General features: G+C 34.4%; 22 protein-coding genes and 2 pseudogenes. 16 read left to right on the top strand and 8 right to left on the bottom strand.

The window, feature by feature from the left end; genetic code table 11:
• The 4 genes and pseudogenes from DT250_RS16960 (at position 1) to DT250_RS16945 (ending at position 3,407) form a co-directional block, all read left to right on the top strand.
• A pseudogene (locus DT250_RS16960) lies at positions 1 to 785 on the top strand (hypothetical protein).
• A gap of 62 nt (positions 786 to 847) precedes the next feature.
• Positions 848 to 1,618, top strand: a complete 771-nt coding sequence (locus DT250_RS16955; protein ID WP_149213380.1) for a hypothetical protein — start codon at positions 848 to 850, stop codon at positions 1,616 to 1,618.
• 62 nt (positions 1,619 to 1,680) lie between these two features.
• Positions 1,681 to 2,457 carry a hypothetical protein gene (locus tag DT250_RS16950; RefSeq protein WP_149213379.1) on the top strand — a complete coding sequence of 259 codons (777 nt, stop codon included), beginning with the start codon at positions 1,681 to 1,683 and terminating at the stop codon, positions 2,455 to 2,457.
• 176 nt (positions 2,458 to 2,633) lie between these two features.
• Entirely contained in the window at positions 2,634 to 3,407 is a 774-nt protein-coding gene (locus tag DT250_RS16945) for a DUF3952 domain-containing protein (protein ID WP_000628355.1), read from the top strand.
• 283 nt (positions 3,408 to 3,690) lie between these two features.
• Here the strand turns inward: DT250_RS16945 and DT250_RS16940 are convergent, their stop codons facing one another.
• Positions 3,691 to 4,476 (bottom strand): GNAT family N-acetyltransferase, encoded by a 786-nt coding sequence (locus DT250_RS16940; protein ID WP_149213378.1) that lies wholly within the window; start codon positions 4,474 to 4,476, stop codon positions 3,691 to 3,693.
• 132 nt (positions 4,477 to 4,608) lie between these two features.
• Here DT250_RS16940 and ytfJ point away from each other — a divergent pair, with 132 nt between their 5' ends.
• The 4 genes from ytfJ to DT250_RS16920 all read left to right on the top strand — a co-directional run bounded on the left by ytfJ (position 4,609) and on the right by DT250_RS16920 (position 6,625).
• Positions 4,609 to 5,034, top strand: a complete 426-nt coding sequence (gene ytfJ, locus DT250_RS16935; RefSeq protein ID WP_060488563.1) for a GerW family sporulation protein — start codon at positions 4,609 to 4,611, stop codon at positions 5,032 to 5,034.
• A 160-nt stretch (positions 5,035 to 5,194) separates the two neighbouring features.
• The gene (locus DT250_RS16930; RefSeq protein ID WP_000014094.1) at positions 5,195 to 5,971 is read left to right on the top strand and encodes an oxalate:formate antiporter; all 777 of its coding nucleotides are present in this window, start codon (positions 5,195 to 5,197) and stop codon (positions 5,969 to 5,971) included.
• A gap of 51 nt (positions 5,972 to 6,022) precedes the next feature.
• Positions 6,023 to 6,343: a hypothetical protein gene (locus tag DT250_RS16925; RefSeq protein ID WP_048540982.1), complete on the top strand. Its 321-nt coding sequence runs from the start codon at positions 6,023 to 6,025 to the stop codon at positions 6,341 to 6,343.
• 69 nt (positions 6,344 to 6,412) lie between these two features.
• Positions 6,413 to 6,625, top strand: a complete 213-nt coding sequence (locus DT250_RS16920; RefSeq protein ID WP_000798747.1) for a hypothetical protein — start codon at positions 6,413 to 6,415, stop codon at positions 6,623 to 6,625.
• A 29-nt stretch (positions 6,626 to 6,654) separates the two neighbouring features.
• Here DT250_RS16920 and DT250_RS16915 read toward each other — a convergent pair whose 3' ends face one another.
• Positions 6,655 to 6,993: a hypothetical protein gene (locus DT250_RS16915; protein ID WP_060488565.1), complete on the bottom strand. Its 339-nt coding sequence runs from the start codon at positions 6,991 to 6,993 to the stop codon at positions 6,655 to 6,657.
• A 204-nt stretch (positions 6,994 to 7,197) separates the two neighbouring features.
• Between DT250_RS16915 and DT250_RS16910 the strand changes: the two genes are divergently transcribed.
• The 5 genes from DT250_RS16910 to DT250_RS16890 all read left to right on the top strand — a co-directional run bounded on the left by DT250_RS16910 (position 7,198) and on the right by DT250_RS16890 (position 11,975).
• A complete protein-coding gene (locus DT250_RS16910) occupies positions 7,198 to 7,878 on the top strand; it encodes a class I SAM-dependent methyltransferase (RefSeq protein WP_149213377.1) in 681 nt (226 codons plus the stop codon).
• A gap of 94 nt (positions 7,879 to 7,972) precedes the next feature.
• On the top strand, positions 7,973 to 9,661 hold the full coding sequence (locus DT250_RS16905) for a formate--tetrahydrofolate ligase (RefSeq protein ID WP_088081189.1): 1,689 nt from the start codon (positions 7,973 to 7,975) through the stop codon (positions 9,659 to 9,661).
• Between the two features lie 90 nt (positions 9,662 to 9,751).
• Positions 9,752 to 10,279 carry a hypothetical protein gene (locus DT250_RS16900; RefSeq protein ID WP_149213376.1) on the top strand — a complete coding sequence of 176 codons (528 nt, stop codon included), beginning with the start codon at positions 9,752 to 9,754 and terminating at the stop codon, positions 10,277 to 10,279.
• Positions 10,280 to 10,298: 19 nt separating this feature from the next.
• Positions 10,299 to 11,468, top strand: coding sequence for a DEAD/DEAH box helicase (locus DT250_RS16895; protein ID WP_000588608.1), 1,170 nt, complete (start codon positions 10,299 to 10,301; stop codon positions 11,466 to 11,468).
• A gap of 123 nt (positions 11,469 to 11,591) precedes the next feature.
• Entirely contained in the window at positions 11,592 to 11,975 is a 384-nt protein-coding gene (locus tag DT250_RS16890; RefSeq protein ID WP_000581455.1) for a VOC family protein, read from the top strand.
• A gap of 44 nt (positions 11,976 to 12,019) precedes the next feature.
• Here the strand turns inward: DT250_RS16890 and DT250_RS16885 are convergent, their stop codons facing one another.
• Together DT250_RS16885 and DT250_RS16880 are read right to left on the bottom strand one after the other, a co-directional pair.
• The gene (locus DT250_RS16885; RefSeq protein WP_088080925.1) at positions 12,020 to 12,658 is read right to left on the bottom strand and encodes a zinc dependent phospholipase C family protein; all 639 of its coding nucleotides are present in this window, start codon (positions 12,656 to 12,658) and stop codon (positions 12,020 to 12,022) included.
• Positions 12,659 to 12,687: 29 nt separating this feature from the next.
• Positions 12,688 to 13,228: pseudogene (locus DT250_RS16880) on the bottom strand (alcohol dehydrogenase catalytic domain-containing protein).
• A gap of 206 nt (positions 13,229 to 13,434) precedes the next feature.
• On the opposite strand from DT250_RS16880, the gene DT250_RS16875 reads away from it, so the two are divergent.
• The gene (locus tag DT250_RS16875; RefSeq protein WP_149213375.1) at positions 13,435 to 14,013 is read left to right on the top strand and encodes a sigma-70 family RNA polymerase sigma factor; all 579 of its coding nucleotides are present in this window, start codon (positions 13,435 to 13,437) and stop codon (positions 14,011 to 14,013) included.
• Positions 14,010 to 14,690 (top strand): DUF3600 domain-containing protein, encoded by a 681-nt coding sequence (locus DT250_RS16870; protein WP_098190071.1) that lies wholly within the window; start codon positions 14,010 to 14,012, stop codon positions 14,688 to 14,690. Before DT250_RS16875 ends, DT250_RS16870 begins: the two co-directional genes overlap by 4 nt.
• A 54-nt stretch (positions 14,691 to 14,744) precedes the next feature.
• Here the strand turns inward: DT250_RS16870 and DT250_RS16865 are convergent, their stop codons facing one another.
• From DT250_RS16865 to DT250_RS16850, 4 genes are all read right to left on the bottom strand, one after another.
• A complete protein-coding gene (locus tag DT250_RS16865) occupies positions 14,745 to 14,990 on the bottom strand; it encodes a hypothetical protein (RefSeq protein WP_060488572.1) in 246 nt (81 codons plus the stop codon).
• 150 nt (positions 14,991 to 15,140) lie between these two features.
• A complete protein-coding gene (locus DT250_RS16860; RefSeq protein ID WP_060488573.1) occupies positions 15,141 to 15,575 on the bottom strand; it encodes a hypothetical protein in 435 nt (144 codons plus the stop codon).
• 85 nt (positions 15,576 to 15,660) lie between these two features.
• The gene (locus tag DT250_RS16855; RefSeq protein ID WP_097858474.1) at positions 15,661 to 16,632 is read right to left on the bottom strand and encodes an MBL fold metallo-hydrolase; all 972 of its coding nucleotides are present in this window, start codon (positions 16,630 to 16,632) and stop codon (positions 15,661 to 15,663) included.
• 95 nt (positions 16,633 to 16,727) lie between these two features.
• On the bottom strand, positions 16,728 to 16,937 hold the full coding sequence (locus tag DT250_RS16850; protein WP_060488575.1) for a DUF3925 family protein: 210 nt from the start codon (positions 16,935 to 16,937) through the stop codon (positions 16,728 to 16,730).
• A gap of 224 nt (positions 16,938 to 17,161) precedes the next feature.
• Between DT250_RS16850 and bsaA the strand changes: the two genes are divergently transcribed.
• A complete protein-coding gene (bsaA, locus tag DT250_RS16845; RefSeq protein WP_060488576.1) occupies positions 17,162 to 17,644 on the top strand; it encodes a glutathione peroxidase in 483 nt (160 codons plus the stop codon).
• Positions 17,645 to 17,727 lie beyond the last annotated feature (83 nt).

Below are 17,727 nucleotides of genomic sequence, written 5' to 3'. Positions count from 1 at the left end.
ATGTGGAATATAAAAGAGGAAGATTTAGAAGAATTTCGGATGACAAGCAGAAGGCGTTTAAGTCCTGAAGGTGCGAAGGGATTTATGCTAGGAACAATAATTATCGATTCATTAATGATGCTATTTATTATAGGAGCATTGGTGAAGTTTGGTTGGGGTTTTTATACTACTATGTTTGAAAAAACACTGGTTAGTATTGAACTTGTGTTGTATGGCTTGCAGATAATTTTTCTAATACTATATTCCTTTCCAAAAGCACGTTATAAATTTCAAAAGTTACAAACGCTCGTTGTATTATTATATGCATTTCAATTAGGAACAATTACATTTACAATGTTAGTTCTTCCTGGAATGACTGACTATTCAATTGATCGAATGACCTTAATTTGTGTAGGGTTATTATTTATAGGAGCAGTGATATTTCATATTGTGACAACAATTGATACGTTTAAACAAGCAAGTGAAGGTGCGTTTAGCATGGATGAGAGGTCTCGTTCATTTTTTAGTGAAACAAAAGGAAGAATGATAAAAGGTAGCATGATATATATATATCAGTTCTTCTTATAATCATTTATTTTCATAATGATTATAACTTTAATACATTAATTTTATATGTAGTAGGGACAATTTTAATGTATGCGGTGGCCATAGGTGCAGCTGAATTCCAACTTCTAGTGTACTGTAGATTCAAATTTAAATCATTTAATATGACATGGGAAGAGAATGAGAGAATGCGTGGAAGATTTCGAAAGCGAAATACAAAATCCAAAACGAAAAGCAAGTAAGGGTGCAATAGAATTTAAGTGTATGAGAATTATTTAAACTGTTTAGAAGGTGAAAAGTCAGGATGTGGAATATAAAAGAAGAAGATTTAGAAAAATTTAGAATGACATGTAAAGATCGTTTAAGCTCTGAGGGTGCTATGGTTTTCTTTATTGGAGGGATAGTTTATACTTCAGTATTTATGTTTTTTATTTTTATGGGGGGCTTGGAGTATTATAATACTTTCTTTGACAAAACAATTGTTAAAATTGAAATTGTTTTATATAGCTTACAATTCATCTTTTTAATTCTATATTCCTTTCCAAAAGCACGTTATAAATTTCAAAAGTTACAAACGCTCGTTGTATTATTATATGCATTTCAATTAGGTACAATAACATTTACAGCGTTAGTTCTTCCTGGAATGACTGACTATTCAATTGATCGAATGACTTTAATTTGTGTAGGGTTATTATTTATAGGAGCCGTTATCGTTCATATTGTGACAACAATTGATACGTTTAAGCAAGCAAGTGAAGGTGCATTTAGTATGGATGAGAGGTCTCAATCATTTTTTAGTGAAACAAAAGAAAGAATGATAAAAGGTAGCATGGTATATAACTTAGTCCTTCTAATAATCATTTATTTCCATAATGATTATGACTTTGATACGTTAATTTTGTATGTAGTAGGGACAATTGTAATGCATGCAGTAGCCATCGGAGCAGCTGAATTCCAGCTCTTAGTGTACTGTAGATTCAAATTCAAGTCATTTCATATAACGTGGGAAGAGAATGAGAGAATGCGTGGGAGAATTCGAAAGCGAAATAAGAAATTCAAAACGAAAAATAAATAATATATTAATAGAATTTTAGTGCGCGCAAAATAATTGAAACATATAGAAGGTGAAGAGCCAGGATGTGGAATATAAAAGAAGAAGATTTAGATAAGTTTAGGATGACATGTAATGATCGTTTAAGTCCTGAGGGGGCTACAGGATTTATGTTTGGAGGAATACTATTTAGTTCAATCACAATTTTTTCTATTGTTTTATCAGCTGGGTGGGATTACTGCATGCTTCTCTTTAATATAGGAATTGTTAAGTTAGAAGTATTGTTATATATTATACAAATAATTCTTTTCGTTTTTTATTCATTTCCGATAGCTCAATTTAAATTTCAAAAACTACAAACCCTTGTCGTATTATTATGTTCATTCCAATTGGCAACAATAGCTCCTATTGCTTTGACTGTTACCAAAATGGCTAATAATTCAATTGATTGGATTACAATACTGTATGCGGGTTTATTGCTTTTAGGAGCAGTAATTTTTCATATCGTAACAACAATAGATACATTTAAATTGGCAAGTGAAGGTGCGTTTAGTATGGATGAGAGGTCTGCTTCTTTCTTTAGTAAAACAAAAGGGAAGATGATGAAGTGGGCTACACTATACGCAGTAACTATTCTTATTTTGATATATTTTCATAACGATTATGGGTTTGATGATTTATTTATGTATGTAGTAGGGACCTTTTTAATGTATACGATAGCAATCGGTGCAGCTGAATTTCAGCTATTAGCATATTGCAGATTTAAATTTCCATCATTTAATAAAACGTGGGAGCAATATAAAAGAGAAACTCCAAGATATCAAAAGAAAAATAAAAAAAGTAAATCGAAACGTAAGGCATAAAGAAAGTGCGTATTGTAAGTTTTGATGATAGAAAAGTAATTATTTACAGGAGAGTATTTTAACTTCTAAAAGAAAATTTAATTATGTAAGGTGATTAAAGTGATTAGAAGGTTATCTGATCGAAAATGTAGAGTGGGTAGTGTGATGATGAAATGAACACAAAAAAGGTTTCTAAAATGATTACTATCATAATAACAATCAGCCTACTACAAGCATGTAGTTTTTTTGAAAAAAAGATAGAATATGAGCCATTTGTCAAAGCTTTGGATGAAGGTGATATGAAAAAGGTTATGTCTGCGAGTGATGATGGATATGCGTATGTGAAACAAAGAGGTATATATAGTACATATGAGCAAAAGGAAGATGGAGAGCACAGTAAAACAATCTATCAAACTTCGAAAGGCATATATAATACGAAAGATAAAAGTTTATATGGAAATACAACACAAGAAATTACCTCGGAAGTAGATAATAAAAATTATAAAGAAGAAGTTAATTATAGTACAAATATTAGTTATGAGAATGGACAGGTACAAAGTACGGATTCAAGTCTGGATGTTTCATACGTGAACCTAATTGTAGATCGTTTAAAAGGGATAGGGAAACTAAAGATGAAGCCAGGAGGTGATATAAAAAAGTTTGGTCAGCCTAGTACTGTTGGATATACACTAACTGAATCAGAGTTTCAAAATATTATTAATGATAAGTTGAAAATACAATATGATGAATATGGTGGTGGATCGATCGCACTGCATATTGAGTTTACAAAGGGCTCAGAGCAGATATTGGAAGTGAGTATTGTAGTGAATTATAAAAAGAGAAATGAAGAAGGAAAGTCAGTAGAACACATATCACAAATACACACATACTTTGATAGTCAACAAGGTAATAATCAGGACGCGAGACAGGAATATATTGATTTTAAAGCACAGTATAATAAGAAGCAGTAATATTAAAAAGAGCATTTGCACGTAATGATAATAGCGACATAAGTGGAATAAATGTTTCATAAATATAGTGGAAAGAATTTGAGGGTAAACGCCCCAATTGCTGGAGTAGGTGCAACAATTGGGGCGTTTATCTATCTAAATTTAGCTTGAATACATAACATGTTTTAGTTAGAGTATTGCTCCGCAAGTAGTTTTTCCATCTTCATAATAACGGTGTGAAGTTTTTGTGTAATCTGCTTTTATTGCTAAGTTACAACTATTTCCTCTTATAGAGTACTTCTTATTATCGATACATCGTCCACATGCCAATGTCTTTAAATCCTAGTCGTTTATAAATTCGTCCAGCAGCTGGATTGTTATAAAATAAACAAAGTGTTCGGCCTTCTTTTGTAAAGTCTTGAATCATTTTTTGTAATATGAGTGAAGCGTAGCCATTTCCGCGATAATTCGGGTGTGTACATACGCCAACAACCATAGCGGATAATGAATTTTCAGCGGAAGTAGAGGCGGATGCGATGATTACGCCGTCTTTTTCAATATAATAAGTACGTCCCGTATTTGTTTCGAGAGCTTGCCTTAACATTTTTTCTGATTCATGAGCAGTCGGGAATTCATCGATGCTACTTCTTAATTGCATAATTCGATCTACATCATCTATTGATGCAAGCTTAATCGTTTCATGAATAGGCGTGTCAGGTAAGCTGTTGCCATTTAGACATTCACAAAAATACATATCACTTTTGGCACCTAGTTGAATAGCAGGAGAAGTTTCAAATTTTTCTACGATAGTTGACTTGCCAGATAGTTTAAGCGGCATATATGAGGAAAGAAGCGTCTCATAATCAGATGTAACAAATGCTTCTTTACTATATGGTATGAATGCATCATGGAAGCGGAGTAAAATCGATTGTAATGTTCCATCCTCCTTAAATACTCCCCATAGTTCTTGGAAATCTGTATCATAACCGAAAGCCTCAATATCTCCAATAATAAATAAGTTAAGGGCTGCTTCTTCTTTTAGAAAGGAAAATACTTGTTCATGATCTTTCTTTATTAATTTTCGCATCATAACGAATCGACCTCTTTTTTTATTTTTCTAAATATTACAACTTAAGTTTTTTGAAATCAATATAAAATTTTATGTTTAGTTCACAAACTTTCGGAAAAACTAGGAAAGATATGACAAAGGAGGTTATGAACGGTGGATCATCCAATTCAAGGGTTAATGAAAGCAGCAATGGAAAATTTAAAAGAAATGGTTGATGTAAATACGATTGTTGGAGAGCCTGTTCAAACGGCTGACGGTGGTGTGGTGTTAACGGTTTCTAAAGTAGCGTTCGGTTTTGGAGCAGGAGGTTCTGATTTCCAAACGAATGATGGACAAAGAGCAAACGGTAACCCTGCATTTGGTGGCGGTAGCGCGGGTGGTGTTTCTATTACACCAGTAGCATTTCTTGTAGTGAATAAAGATGGAGTAAATATTCTGCATCTACAAAATGCGACACATTTAGCAGAAAAAATGATTGAATTAGCTCCACAAACAATTGATAAAATTCAATCGATGTTCCAAAAAGATGAAAAGAAAGAGGAAAATCATCATCCTCAAAACCCAGATGAAATCCTTTAAAAACACCTGCTCACGAGCAGGTGTTTTTTCTTGTAATCACTATGTAATAAAACACATGAAATTGTAAATAGTTTTTGAATTTTTTTCTATGTTTCTAAAATTTTTCATGTTAAAATATGCTATAGAATTGAAACATATAAAACGAAGGTGGCTAGGTGCTTTGTCTGGAGGATCTGACCAAGTAAAGAATATGATATATATTAATGGTAATCGTCGGGGTCATTGTTTTATTACATCAGGAATTACGTTTAAAGAGTTTGCAAGTAACATCCCTTCACCGCTTCATCAAGTGTTGCTTTTGAAGCATAACTTTGAATGGACAGATTTTCATTATCATACTTTATTTGAATATGTTGAGGAAGAAAATATACATAAGCTAATTCAAGCAGAGATTGATGAATTTGATGAATTTTGTTGGGTAGATTTTGATGATGCAAGCGATTTAGATGAATTAGAGCCAAAAGAAATTGCAGAGCTTTTATATTTGGCTCACAAAAAAGAACCACTTGCAAGAACATTCTTTCCGCTATTGAAAAATAGATTTGTTTATTTTTCACATGATGACGGATGGTACAACAAAGTGTATTATCGTAGAATTGCTGACTTTGTAGGGATGTTAAGTAAAGTCATTCCTTATAAACTCGGTGCTTTTGGTAAGAAACGTTTTTCTTTGTTCCAAAAATCAAAAATTTTCCCAGCAATTTCGAAAGAAGTGATCATGGGGCTTCTTCCATTAATGGAGGATGGTCTTTATATTGATCTAGCAGGGAAAATTGAGTCAAGAAGAGGTCTTGAAATTCCGGTATATGTAGTTGGTTCGTATGAAAGTACGGATGAGGTGCTAGATAATATCGATGAATTGAAAGAAGAAGCAACAGAGACAGGCTGGCTTATTTTTGATAAGAAAGAACAAGAATGGCAATGGGTTGTGGACTAAGAAAACTTGGCGCATGAAGTCAAGTTTTCTTGTCATTTGAAAGGAGTACAAATGAAGAAATATTATACAATTGTGGGTATTGTAAGTATTATTCTCGTAGCGATTTTACTTATTACTTGTCCGAAAGAATCGGATTTTAAAGTATATGTAGAGGATAAGTATGCATTGAAATGTGATGAGAGTAGTTTTGAATGCACACAAAATGTAGATGGTAAAAAAGAAAAATTACAATTTGAAAGTACAGATGCACGAAATGGCGTATTCTTTATGACTGCAAAGCAAACATTTAAAACAGAAGCTGGTGTTACGAAAGAATATAGCGGAGTAGGAATGTTTGGTACATTTCTTTTTGTTTCAGAGAAGACTTTCTAGTAATGGAAGGTCTTTTTCTTATGCTTATGTTCATATAGATGAAGTAAGACAAGCATAGGAGGGATAGTAATGAAGAATACATGTATCGTTTGCGGTGGTGAGGAGTTTTTTTCCTCAACTTTGTATGCACGTACGAAACAAGATTGGGCATATGCGCCAAACATGTACCGTTTTGAAAAGGTGTTTATTGAACATAGGGATGAAGAAAATTATCCAGTGTTTCAAGAAATTACAGCGAAACATTGCTGTGGATGCGGTCATATTATGTTGTATCACGAATGAACACACCAAGTATAACTTGGTGTGTTTTTTTAAAACGCTGACAAAGAAAGCGGATAGAGTAAAGTAAATAAAACGGAAAAACTACCAAAACCAATTGCTGTATATCCAAGTGTTCTTGCTCCGAAATTGACAGCTAATAAGCCGACTAAAATCGCAAGAGAGCCGAGTGTAACTGGATAAAATGCAATTGAGAAAAGCGAAAGAAATAAAGCGACATAGCCTACCATTGCACCGGTGTTTGTACCTTCTATTTCATTTGCAATTTCTTTACGCTTATGTCTAATTGGTATGCCAGCTGGTGATATTTCAGCTGCATACTCTTCGTGTTTTTCACCACTTTTAAAATGATGATTTCTCTTTCTTCGCATGTACATCCCTCTCTTTCAATTGGGTGTACCTATAGTATCTTACACAAAGAGAAGAACATGAGTATGAGTTAAACCCAAGTAAAGAAAAAATTGGAGAATAAAGATTCCGTTATTAGCTTGTACATCTCCTAATGAAGATAAACAGGAATTTTGGAAAATGATGTAGAATGAAATGAATGATAAAACGTGAAGGCAGGGGAATGTATGACGAAATTTAATTGGCATGAATCAGCAGAGAAAAAATGGGATAGTAGTGCAGAATTTTGGAATCAAAATAGTCAAGAGATGTGGGACAGCGGGAGTAGGAGTACAATTATTCCGTTTTTTGAACAGTATGTGAAGAAAGAAGCTCAGGTGCTCGATGTTGGTTGTGGGGATGGATATGGTACATATAAATTAAGTCGCGCGGGCTATAAAGCAGTTGGAGTAGATTTATCAGAAGTGATGATTCAAAAAGGGAAGGAGCGTGGAGAAGGACCGAATTTATCTTTTATAAAAGGGGATCTTTCTTCCTTACCATTTGAAAATGAGCAATTTGAATCAATTATGGCAATAAATTCTTTAGAATGGACCGAGGAACCATTACGAGCATTAAATGAGATAAAGCGCGTTTTAAAAAGAGATGGGTATGCATGTATTGCAATTTTAGGACCGACAGCAAAGCCTCGAGAGAACAGTTATCCTCGTTTATATGGCAAAGACGTTGTTTGTAATACGATGATGCCTTGGGAGTTTGAACAGTTAGCGAAAGAACAAGGTTTTGAAGCTGTAGATGGCATCGGTGTATATAAGCGCGGAGTAAATGAGAAGATGCTAGGTCAACTACCTATCGAGTTACAACAATCGTTAACATTCTTATGGGTATTTATGTTAAAAAACGCATAAAGAAATGAAAGAATTTTTAGGGGGTAAATAAGTGCAGAAAATACAAAAAACTGATACAATATCATCAGAACCAATTAAAGGGGGACTAGGGTATATGACAACTACTACAACAGTTAAATCCGATATTGAAATCGCGCAAGAAGCGAGTATGAAGAAGATTCAAGAAATTGCAGCTGAATTAAATATTTTAGAAGATGAATTAGAGCCATACGGGCATTATAAAGGTAAGTTATCTCTTGATATTTTTAAGCGCTTACAGGATGAGAAAGACGGTAAAGTTGTTTTAGTAACAGCGATTAACCCAACTCCAGCTGGAGAAGGTAAATCAACAGTAACAGTTGGTTTAGGTCAAGCTTTTAATAAAATTGGTAAGAAAACAGTAATTGCACTTCGCGAACCATCTCTTGGACCAACGATGGGACTAAAAGGCGGGGCAGCAGGTGGCGGTTTTTCACAGGTTGTACCTATGGAAGACATTAACCTTCACTTTACTGGAGATATTCATGCGATCACAACTGCTAATAACGCGTTAGCGGCGTTTATTGATAATCATATCCAACAAGGAAACACACTTGGAATTGATACGCGTAAAATCGTTTGGAAACGCTGTGTTGACTTAAATGATCGTGCCCTACGTAACGTAGTAATTGGTCTTGGTGGACCAGTTCAAGGTGTACCACGTGAAGACGGTTTTGATATTACAGTAGCATCTGAAATTATGGCCGTATTCTGCCTTGCAACAGATATTCAAGATTTAAAAGCTCGTCTATCTCGCATCGTAGTTGCTTATAACTTTGCAAATCAACCTGTAACGGTTAAAGATTTAGGTGTAGAAGGTGCGTTAACATTATTATTAAAAGACGCATTAAAACCAAACTTAGTGCAAACGTTAGAAAATACACCAGCTATCATTCACGGTGGACCATTTGCGAATATCGCTCACGGTTGTAACAGTGTTATCGCTACAACAATGGCCGCAAAATTAGGTGATTATGTTATTACAGAAGCTGGATTCGGTGCTGATTTAGGTGCAGAGAAGTTTTTAGATATTAAAGCTCGTGCAGCCGGCATTAAACCAGAAGCAGTTGTTATTGTTGCAACTATTCGTGCGCTTAAAATGCATGGTGGCGTAGCAAAAGATCAATTAAAAGAAGAAAATGTAGATGCATTAGCAAAAGGTATGGAAAACTTACAGAAGCATGTTGAAACAATTCAAAGCTTCGGTGTGCCTTTCGTAATTGCAATTAATAAATTTATTACAGATACAGATGCAGAAGTTGCATACTTACAAGATTGGTGCAATGAGCGTGACTATGCAGTATCCTTAACGGAAGTTTGGGAGAAGGGTGGCCAAGGCGGAGTTGACCTTGCTGAAAAAGTATTAAAAGAAATTGAAAAAGGTGAGAACAACTACGCACCACTTTATGAATTAGAATTACCATTAGAAGAAAAAATCCGTACAATTGCTCAAAAAGTGTATGGTGCAAAAGATATTGAATTTGCTCCGAAAGCACGTAAGCAATTAGCTCAATATGAAGGAGAAGGATGGAGTAACCTACCAATTTGTATGGCTAAAACACAATACTCTCTTTCTGACGATGCAACAAAATTAGGTCGTCCGTCTGACTTTATCGTTACAATTCGTGAGCTAAAACCATCAATTGGTGCAGGGTTTATCGTTGCGTTAACAGGAACAATGTTAACAATGCCGGGCCTTCCAAAACAGCCAGCAGCACTACAAATGGATGTAAATGAAGATGGAAAAGCAGTAGGTTTATTCTAAAAGGTTGTAATTCATCTCGTTTATCTGTAAACTATATATACATCAAGTGGCGCCTTTCCATCGAAAGGCGCCTGTTTTTTGGAGGAAATTATGTTTGATCCAACTGCTTTTGATAATTTAAAAGTAATCGTAGAAGGTGCTGTTTATGATTTTGATTTACATGGAGATATTCTTGTGACAGATCGAAAAGATATGATGGACCTTGCCTCATTAAGTCGTATATACCATATTTCGTTTCAATTAACAGAACCGTTCGAACCGGTAGTAAAAGCAACATTTTCACTATCTGTAGATGCAAAGAACTTGTCTGGTGAAATATTGGAAGTACCACAATTTACACCAGGTTGTGAAATGAAGTTAGCATTTTCATTCCCGATAGAAAAGCCAGAGGTAGTGTGTGAAGAAATTGAAAATTTCATGCATTCTATATGGGGAAAAGAAAGAATGATTACGCAGAAAATTTCATACGAATATAATAAGCAAGCGATTTCATATCATAATAAGGTAGAGGTTATATTTCAAAAAGCGATTACAGAAGACCATGTTGATGATTTAATAGCTATTATTTCACACATGATAGAAACGGTGCGAACAATACAACATTTTCTTCAAAAATAGAGATAAAGGAGAAAAACAAATGATAAAAGATATGCAACCATTTTTACAACAAGCTTGGGAGAAGGCTGGTTTTAAAGAATTAACTGAAATTCAAAAACAAGCGATTCCAACTATTTTAGAAGGACAAGACGTTATAGCTGAATCTCCAACTGGAACAGGAAAAACATTAGCGTACTTATTACCCCTTTTACATAAAATTAATCCTGAAGTAAAACAACCACAAGTTGTTGTTTTAGCGCCAACACGTGAGCTTGTAATGCAAATTCACGAAGAGGTTCAAAAGTTTACAGCAGGGACTGAAATTTCAGGGGCATCTTTAATTGGTGGTGCAGATATTAAGCGCCAAGTTGAAAAATTAAAGAAACATCCGAGAGTAATTGTCGGTTCACCAGGACGTATTTTAGAATTAATTCGAATGAAAAAGCTAAAGATGCATGAAGTGAAAACGATTGTATTTGATGAGTTTGATCAAATTGTAAAACAAAAGATGATGGGCGCAGTACAAGATGTAATTAAATCTACAATGCGAGATCGTCAATTAGTATTCTTCTCGGCGACAATTACAAAAGCGGCAGAAGATGCTGCACGTGATTTAGCAGTTGAACCACAATTAGTACGTATAACACGTGCAGAGTCAAAAAGCTTAGTTGAGCATACGTATATCATTTGTGAGCGACGCGAAAAAAATGATTACGTAAGAAGAATTATGCATATGGGCGATGTAAAAGCAGTTGCTTTCTTAAATGACCCATTCCGTTTAGATGAAATTACTCAGAAATTGCAATTCCGTAAAATGAAAGCAGCAGCTCTTCATGCAGAGGCAAGTAAGCAAGAGCGTGAAGCAACGATGCGTGCTTTCCGCGGTGGGAAATTAGAAATTCTACTTGCTACTGATATTGCAGCACGCGGTATTGATATCGATGATTTAACACATGTAATCCACTTGGAGTTACCAGACACAGTCGACCAATATATACACCGCTCAGGACGTACAGGACGTATGGGTAAAGAAGGAACAGTCGTTTCTCTTGTAACACAACAAGAAGAGCGTAAATTACTTCAATTTGCAAAAAAACTAGGCATCGTATTTACGAAGCAAGAAATGTTCAACGGATCATTTGTAGAAACGAAACCGAAAGCACCAAAGAAAAAGAAACCAGCATTTACTGGGAAGAAAAAGCCTAGATAAATAATGGGGAAGGCGTAACTACTAGTAGTTGCGTCTTTTTTGTTTGTAATTGAATGAAAAAGGAATAATAATAGTACCTGTAGAAACCTACATAGAATATTAAAACCATTAGGGGGAAAAACAATGATTCATAAAGTCGGACAAATTATGTTATATGTAAATAATCAAGATGAGGCAGTACATTTTTGGACGGAAAAGGTAGGGTTTCATGTAGTTGCAGAGGAAGATAACAAGCAAGGAATGAGATGGATTGAAATTGCTCCGAATAGCGGTGCAGAAACGAGCATTATATTACATAATAAAGAAGTTATTTCTAAGATGAGCCCAGAATTAAATCTTGGTACACCGTCCCTAATGTTCTTCTCAGAAAATCTTGATCAACTATATACAGATTTAAAAAATAAAAATGTTACTGTTGGCGAAATGGTAACTATGCCTTCTGGTAAAGTGTTTAACTTTGCTGATAGTGAAGGCAATTATTTTGCGGTTATGGAAAAGAACAAATAATAATATTGCTATGTGAAAATCCCCCTCAAATATATTGAGGGGGATTACATGTTTGAAGTGGATTTTTCATTAGAGAGTTGATTAATATAAAATACGCCTTTTTTAATAGCTGTCTCAATATAACCAATGATTTGATTAAACGTAAATACTTGTAAGTCTTCATGTAAATGTTGCTCTGGATACAACATATCTTCAAAAAGATACTTTCGAAAAGCTAAAACGTTTTCTTTAGAAACCTCTTCAATATCTATAATGTGAGCCTCTTGATTGAGAAGAGAGAAGAGCCGTTGTTCTTTATCGTAATGATAAAGTAATTTTGCGTTCAATAATTTAAAGTCGTTGTAGTACATAGGCGCGATAGTTTCGTCATTTTCGATTCTGTTTTTAAGCCAAGGTAGAAAAAAGCCGCTTAGCCAATTATCATCGGCAATGAGGTGGGTGCAATAGCCTAGGAGAAAAGGGGACTCCATATAATCTTTATATTTATGAATAAATGATTCATAATCAATTCGTCTCGTATAGTCTTTTGTTGAGCCAGCGTAAAAATGTGAGGTGACTTTTTCTATCTTTGAATGCACAGCATCGGGGGCTACGCCTCCAAGTATAAAAGAAGTTTTATCTTGAATAGATAATTTCTCGGCAATCCTGTTAGCGATAATAGCATGCATAATTCGTGATCCCATGAATGACACCTCGGTTTCAAGTATTCATTTCAGGAAGGGGACTGAACAGTTAGTATTACTTTCCCTGTACTTTTTCTACTTTCGACCCATTCATGTGCTTTCCCTGCATCTTGAAGTGGAAAAGATTTCGCAGCTTTCATTTTCAGACGGCCATCACGTAAATAACGGAAAACTTCATTTGCAGTTTTTTGGAGTAGTTCAGGACGTTTTTTTCGTGTAGTACCAAAGCTAAAACCGAGTATAGAGCGGCAACTTGCGTGTAAATCTTTCGTTTGCGACAACGTATTCTGCGTAAGATCCATTTTGAGGAAAAGCAATGACACGTTGTCCAGGATAAATATTTTTCACTTGAGAACCGACACGTTCTACAATACCAGCGGCATCTATCCCTGGTATAAAAGGTAGTGCTGTATTTCCTTTTTTACCATAACGGGATTTAATATCGGCGAAATTTATACTAGTAGCAACAACGCGAATCAAAACTTGATCTTCTGAAATAGTCGGCATATCCACATCTGTATATTTCATCACTTCAGGACCACCGAACGACGTTACAACGATAGCTTTCATTATATATCCTCCTAAATTTGATTATATAAATCATTTTAAATCGTCATTAGAAATTGGAAAATTATATAATAGTTATGTGTGATTATAAGTGAAGCTTATGAACTGATTGAATCATTATATTAATTTATATAAAAAAACTTTTGAAAAATCGAACGAAATATCAATTACTTGCCAATATAAAGTGTAAGACAAAGGAGGGAAGGTAAATGAAGGATGAAACATTGTATACAAATTTAATCCAATTAACTTTATCAGGCAATAAAGAGGCGTATAGCGAATTGTATGATAAAACGATTCAAGAAGTATATAAAACAGCACATTTTTTAATAGGTGATAAAACGGATGTAGATGATGTCGTTCAAGAAATATACATACAGCTATATGAATCGCTTCGTAAGTATGATAGCGAGAAGCCATTTCGCCCTTGGCTAATTGGACTTACGATTAAACAAATTCACTCTTATAGAAGAAAGAGGTGGATGCGATTACGAATTATAAAAAAAGCAGAAGTGCAAAGAAAACCAGTACAAATTGATTTTTCTAACGATGTTGTAAGTAAAATATCAAACCAAAAACTAATCGAACTCATTCATAAATTACCGTATAAATTGAAACAAGTTATTATCTTAAGATACTTACACGATTATTCACAAGAAGAAGTAGCACACATATTACATATTCCAATTGGTACTGTGAAATCTAGAATTCACGCGGCATTAAAAAAACTACGTCAAAAAGAACAAGTAGAAGAAATCTTTTTAGGAGAGGTAGGGAATGTGAAATGAGCTTAGATTGTAGAGTTAGAGAATCTATACAAGAAGAAGCGAAGGGGATTATTGCCCCGCCGGAGTTAAAAGAAAAAGTAATTGTCCAAATAAAAATGAAGAGCGGGGGAAGTAAAAGGAAGAAGCGCCTTATCGCAGGAGTACTTGTAGCAGCATTTTTAATCCCGACGACTGGTTTTGCGTATCAATCTATTATGGCGGATGGTATATACGGATCTTTTGAGAATGTAAAAAAACACGCCGGAGCGATGACATTAGAAGCGTATATGCGTTTTAATGCAAAGTTATCGGAAGCGAAAGATGAAATGGGTGCGAAGGAATATGAAGAGTTTACAAAAGAACTAAAAAAATTAACAAATGCAAAGCTTGCGTACGGAGATTCGAACGGTAATATTGATTATGATCAATTATCACCAGCAAAAAGAGAAGAAATGAAAAAGGTAAGTATGGGCCTGCAACCATACTTTGATAAATTAAATGGTCATAAATCTAGTAAAGAAGTATTAACACAAGAAGAGTTTGATCGCTATATGGAAGCTTTAATGACGCATGAAATAGTGCGAGTGAAGACAAAATCAACTGGTGGAATGAAAGTAGAAGAAATACCTGAGGCGTACAAAGAAAGATTTATTAAAGCGGAGCAGTTTATGGAGTATGTAGATGAAAAGGTGCGATAAGTAAAAAAGCTCATAGCTTTAGCTTTGAGCTTTTCTTATTGAAACGTAAATATATTAGCCACCTATTCCTTTTGCTAGTAATAAGAAATATACAAATACTAGTATTACTCCATTTAATGCCGTACCAACTATTCCGAATAACCAATTTTTTGATGCGATTGCAAAAAAAATTCCGAGTAATGAAAGTATGCCTAAAATCGCAATAATTACAGTTAAATTTGCATTAGGTCCTCTTAAAATAAAGAAGGAACATATACTTGCGAGAAACGTTAGAAACGAGAAAGTCCCTAATTTATACATAATAAGTCTCCTCTGGATAAAATGCATTTTGATCTAAATACAACCAATTTAATTTTAACATAATTCCCCTTTTTGTTTATATCGGCTTTTACAAGTAATATTAGATTTATAAACAAACTGACCTAATTAGCAACACTTAAAAAATGGTTATCAATTATATTTTTTCATCGTTGCATTGTCCTTTTGTATAAAACAATCTAATAGTGAATAACCAGCTATTAAACTAATTATCGTAACAAAAGTTGTATTTATAAGAATAATATTAGCTAAATATGGTAGGTACGCACCAACTGGTGAAAAGAGTAGAGCTGGAGAAAAGGAAATGAATAGCGTCGGCAACGTAATCGCGATAAATTTATCCGGTTGAAAGTGCCAGTTTTGTTTACTCGTTTCGCGATTAATGGATTGAAGGAATCGTAATAAAATGCCAACGATAAGAGGGAAGAGTGTAAAGTAGAATAATCTTGGATATACGTTAAAGTTCACCTGCGCATCTGTATCTAAATAAAATTGAATTTTCACTCCGACAAATAATAATAAGACGATAAATAATGTGAAGCAGAGGTATAGCATCACTTTTTGCATTGCATTCCACCATCCTTTACTCAAAATATATTCAAAGAAAAAAGAGATATACAATAACTACTGTTGTATATCTCTTCTTTTACGGTTATTTAATAGTGGAGTTTGCTTTTTCTTGCTTCGTGAAATAATCTATAATGCCCATCGCACTAATTTCTATATCTAGATGTAAAATGTTATAAACGGAATGATCTGATGGAACATGTAACTTTGTAAGGTGAGAAGAGATCTTATCCATTAATACAGTTTGTAAAGCTTTAGTCGCTTCGTCGAAATCATTATACTGTTCAAAGACCTCTTTACCAGTATGAACGAAAATAGGTAACCAATGTTCAAGCTGGTTATATACTTCTGTAACATTGGATGATGCACCGTAATGACCGAAATAAATAGTATCTACATTCATACTTTGAATATGATTTTTAGAAGCAATCATCGCATCTGGTTGGAATTGTGAAGGGGACGTTGATGGTAAATATAGTTCTACACCAAGGTCTGCGAGTTCTCTATAATAAATTCCGATTGTATCGCCAGTAAAAATGCCGTTTGTTAATGAATCGTGAATGCTAATATGGTGCTTAGCATGCCCCGGTGTATCGTAAAAAGTAAGTGTAAGGTCTTCGGCAATTTTTAACGTATCACCATGTTGTACAATACGAACACGTTCTTCTTCAATAGGAAGAATTGGATCAAATAGTTTATCGAAATCTTCTTTGTATACAGCTTTTGCGCCTAAAATAAGTTTTGTTGGATCAATCATATGACGAGCACCGCGAGAATGCACATATAAAGTAGCGTTTGGACACTTCTCCATCATTAAACCAGCAGCCCCAGCGTGATCTAAATGAACATGTGTAACGATAATGTTTTTTACATCGTTTAAATCAATATGTAATTGTTGTAAGCCGTTTAAAATATACGGAAGAGAAGGGGCTGCACAAGTTTCAATTAAAGTAATATCGTCACCTAATAAAACGTACGTACCAGTTCGTTCATTGTGTTGTAAATCAAAATCATCAATAAGATATAGGTGTGAAGATAACTGCTCTACTTTTTTCATCGTTACCACTCCTTAGTTACTGTATGTTTCTATTATACGCTAAAATAGAAAAAGGCAGAAAACGAAAGCTCGTCTTCTGCCTTTTTAAAGTGTTGTTATTTCATTTGTTCTTTATTGATAGACATAACGAACAGTCCAACTATGCCACCAACGATTGGAAGCATAATCTCTCCTGCTAAATTAAAGTAGGAGCTTAAAAATAAACCATTTACATCGATTACCCAGCCAATCACATACAATAACATCATATATAGTACGAAATAAAACTCGCGATTTGAAATCGTTTCATGTTGTGCAGTTTTCATAATGAACACCATCCTTTTCTTTTATAATGGAATATAAACTGTCACATTTTGTTCACAATTCAATTGTAAAACTTTCCATCATAAAAGTCTAGTAGTCTGTGTCGAATTTTCGAACAAAAACAAAGCGCTATCATCTGGGGGTGTAAGTACGTAATAAGAGCTGTATATTCACAAATGTAGTATAGTATAAACATAGAATGATAGTGAAGAGAGGGATAAGGATAATGACAGTTTATGATTTTTCAGCTAAAACGATAATAGGAGAAGAAAAATCGTTAAAAGATTACGAAGGAAAAGCACTTCTTATTGTAAATGTAGCTAGCAAGTGTGGTTTTACACCGCAATATAAAGGTTTACAAGAAGTATATGATAAATATAAAGACCAAGGACTAGAAATACTCGGTTTCCCTTGTAACCAATTCGGAGGACAAGAACCAGGTACAGAAGCAGATATTACTAGTTTTTGTGAGTTAAACTATGGTGTAAACTTCCCGATGTTTGCAAAGGTTGATGTAAAAGGTGATAAGGCTCATCCTCTGTATACATATATGACAGAACAGGCCCCAGGTTTACTCGGTATGAAAGCAGTGAAATGGAACTTTACTAAGTTTCTAATCGGAAAAGACGGGAAAGTAGTAGGGCGTTTTGCGCCGCAGACGAAGCCGGTAGATTTAGAGGTTGAGATTGAGAAGGTACTTGGGGAATAACTAGGAATTTCACTTTATTAAAAAACGCCTCAAAGAACTACATTGTTCTTTGAGGCGTTTTCTTTCAACTCACATTATCAAGA

Origin of the sequence: Bacillus sp. AR2-1 (genome assembly GCF_008368755.1) — a bacterium.
Classification (GTDB): domain Bacteria; phylum Bacillota; class Bacilli; order Bacillales; family Bacillaceae_G; genus Bacillus_A; species Bacillus_A wiedmannii.
The sequence above is the reverse complement of the archived record's forward strand: the minus strand, read 5'-3'. Positions and strand labels throughout refer to the sequence as shown.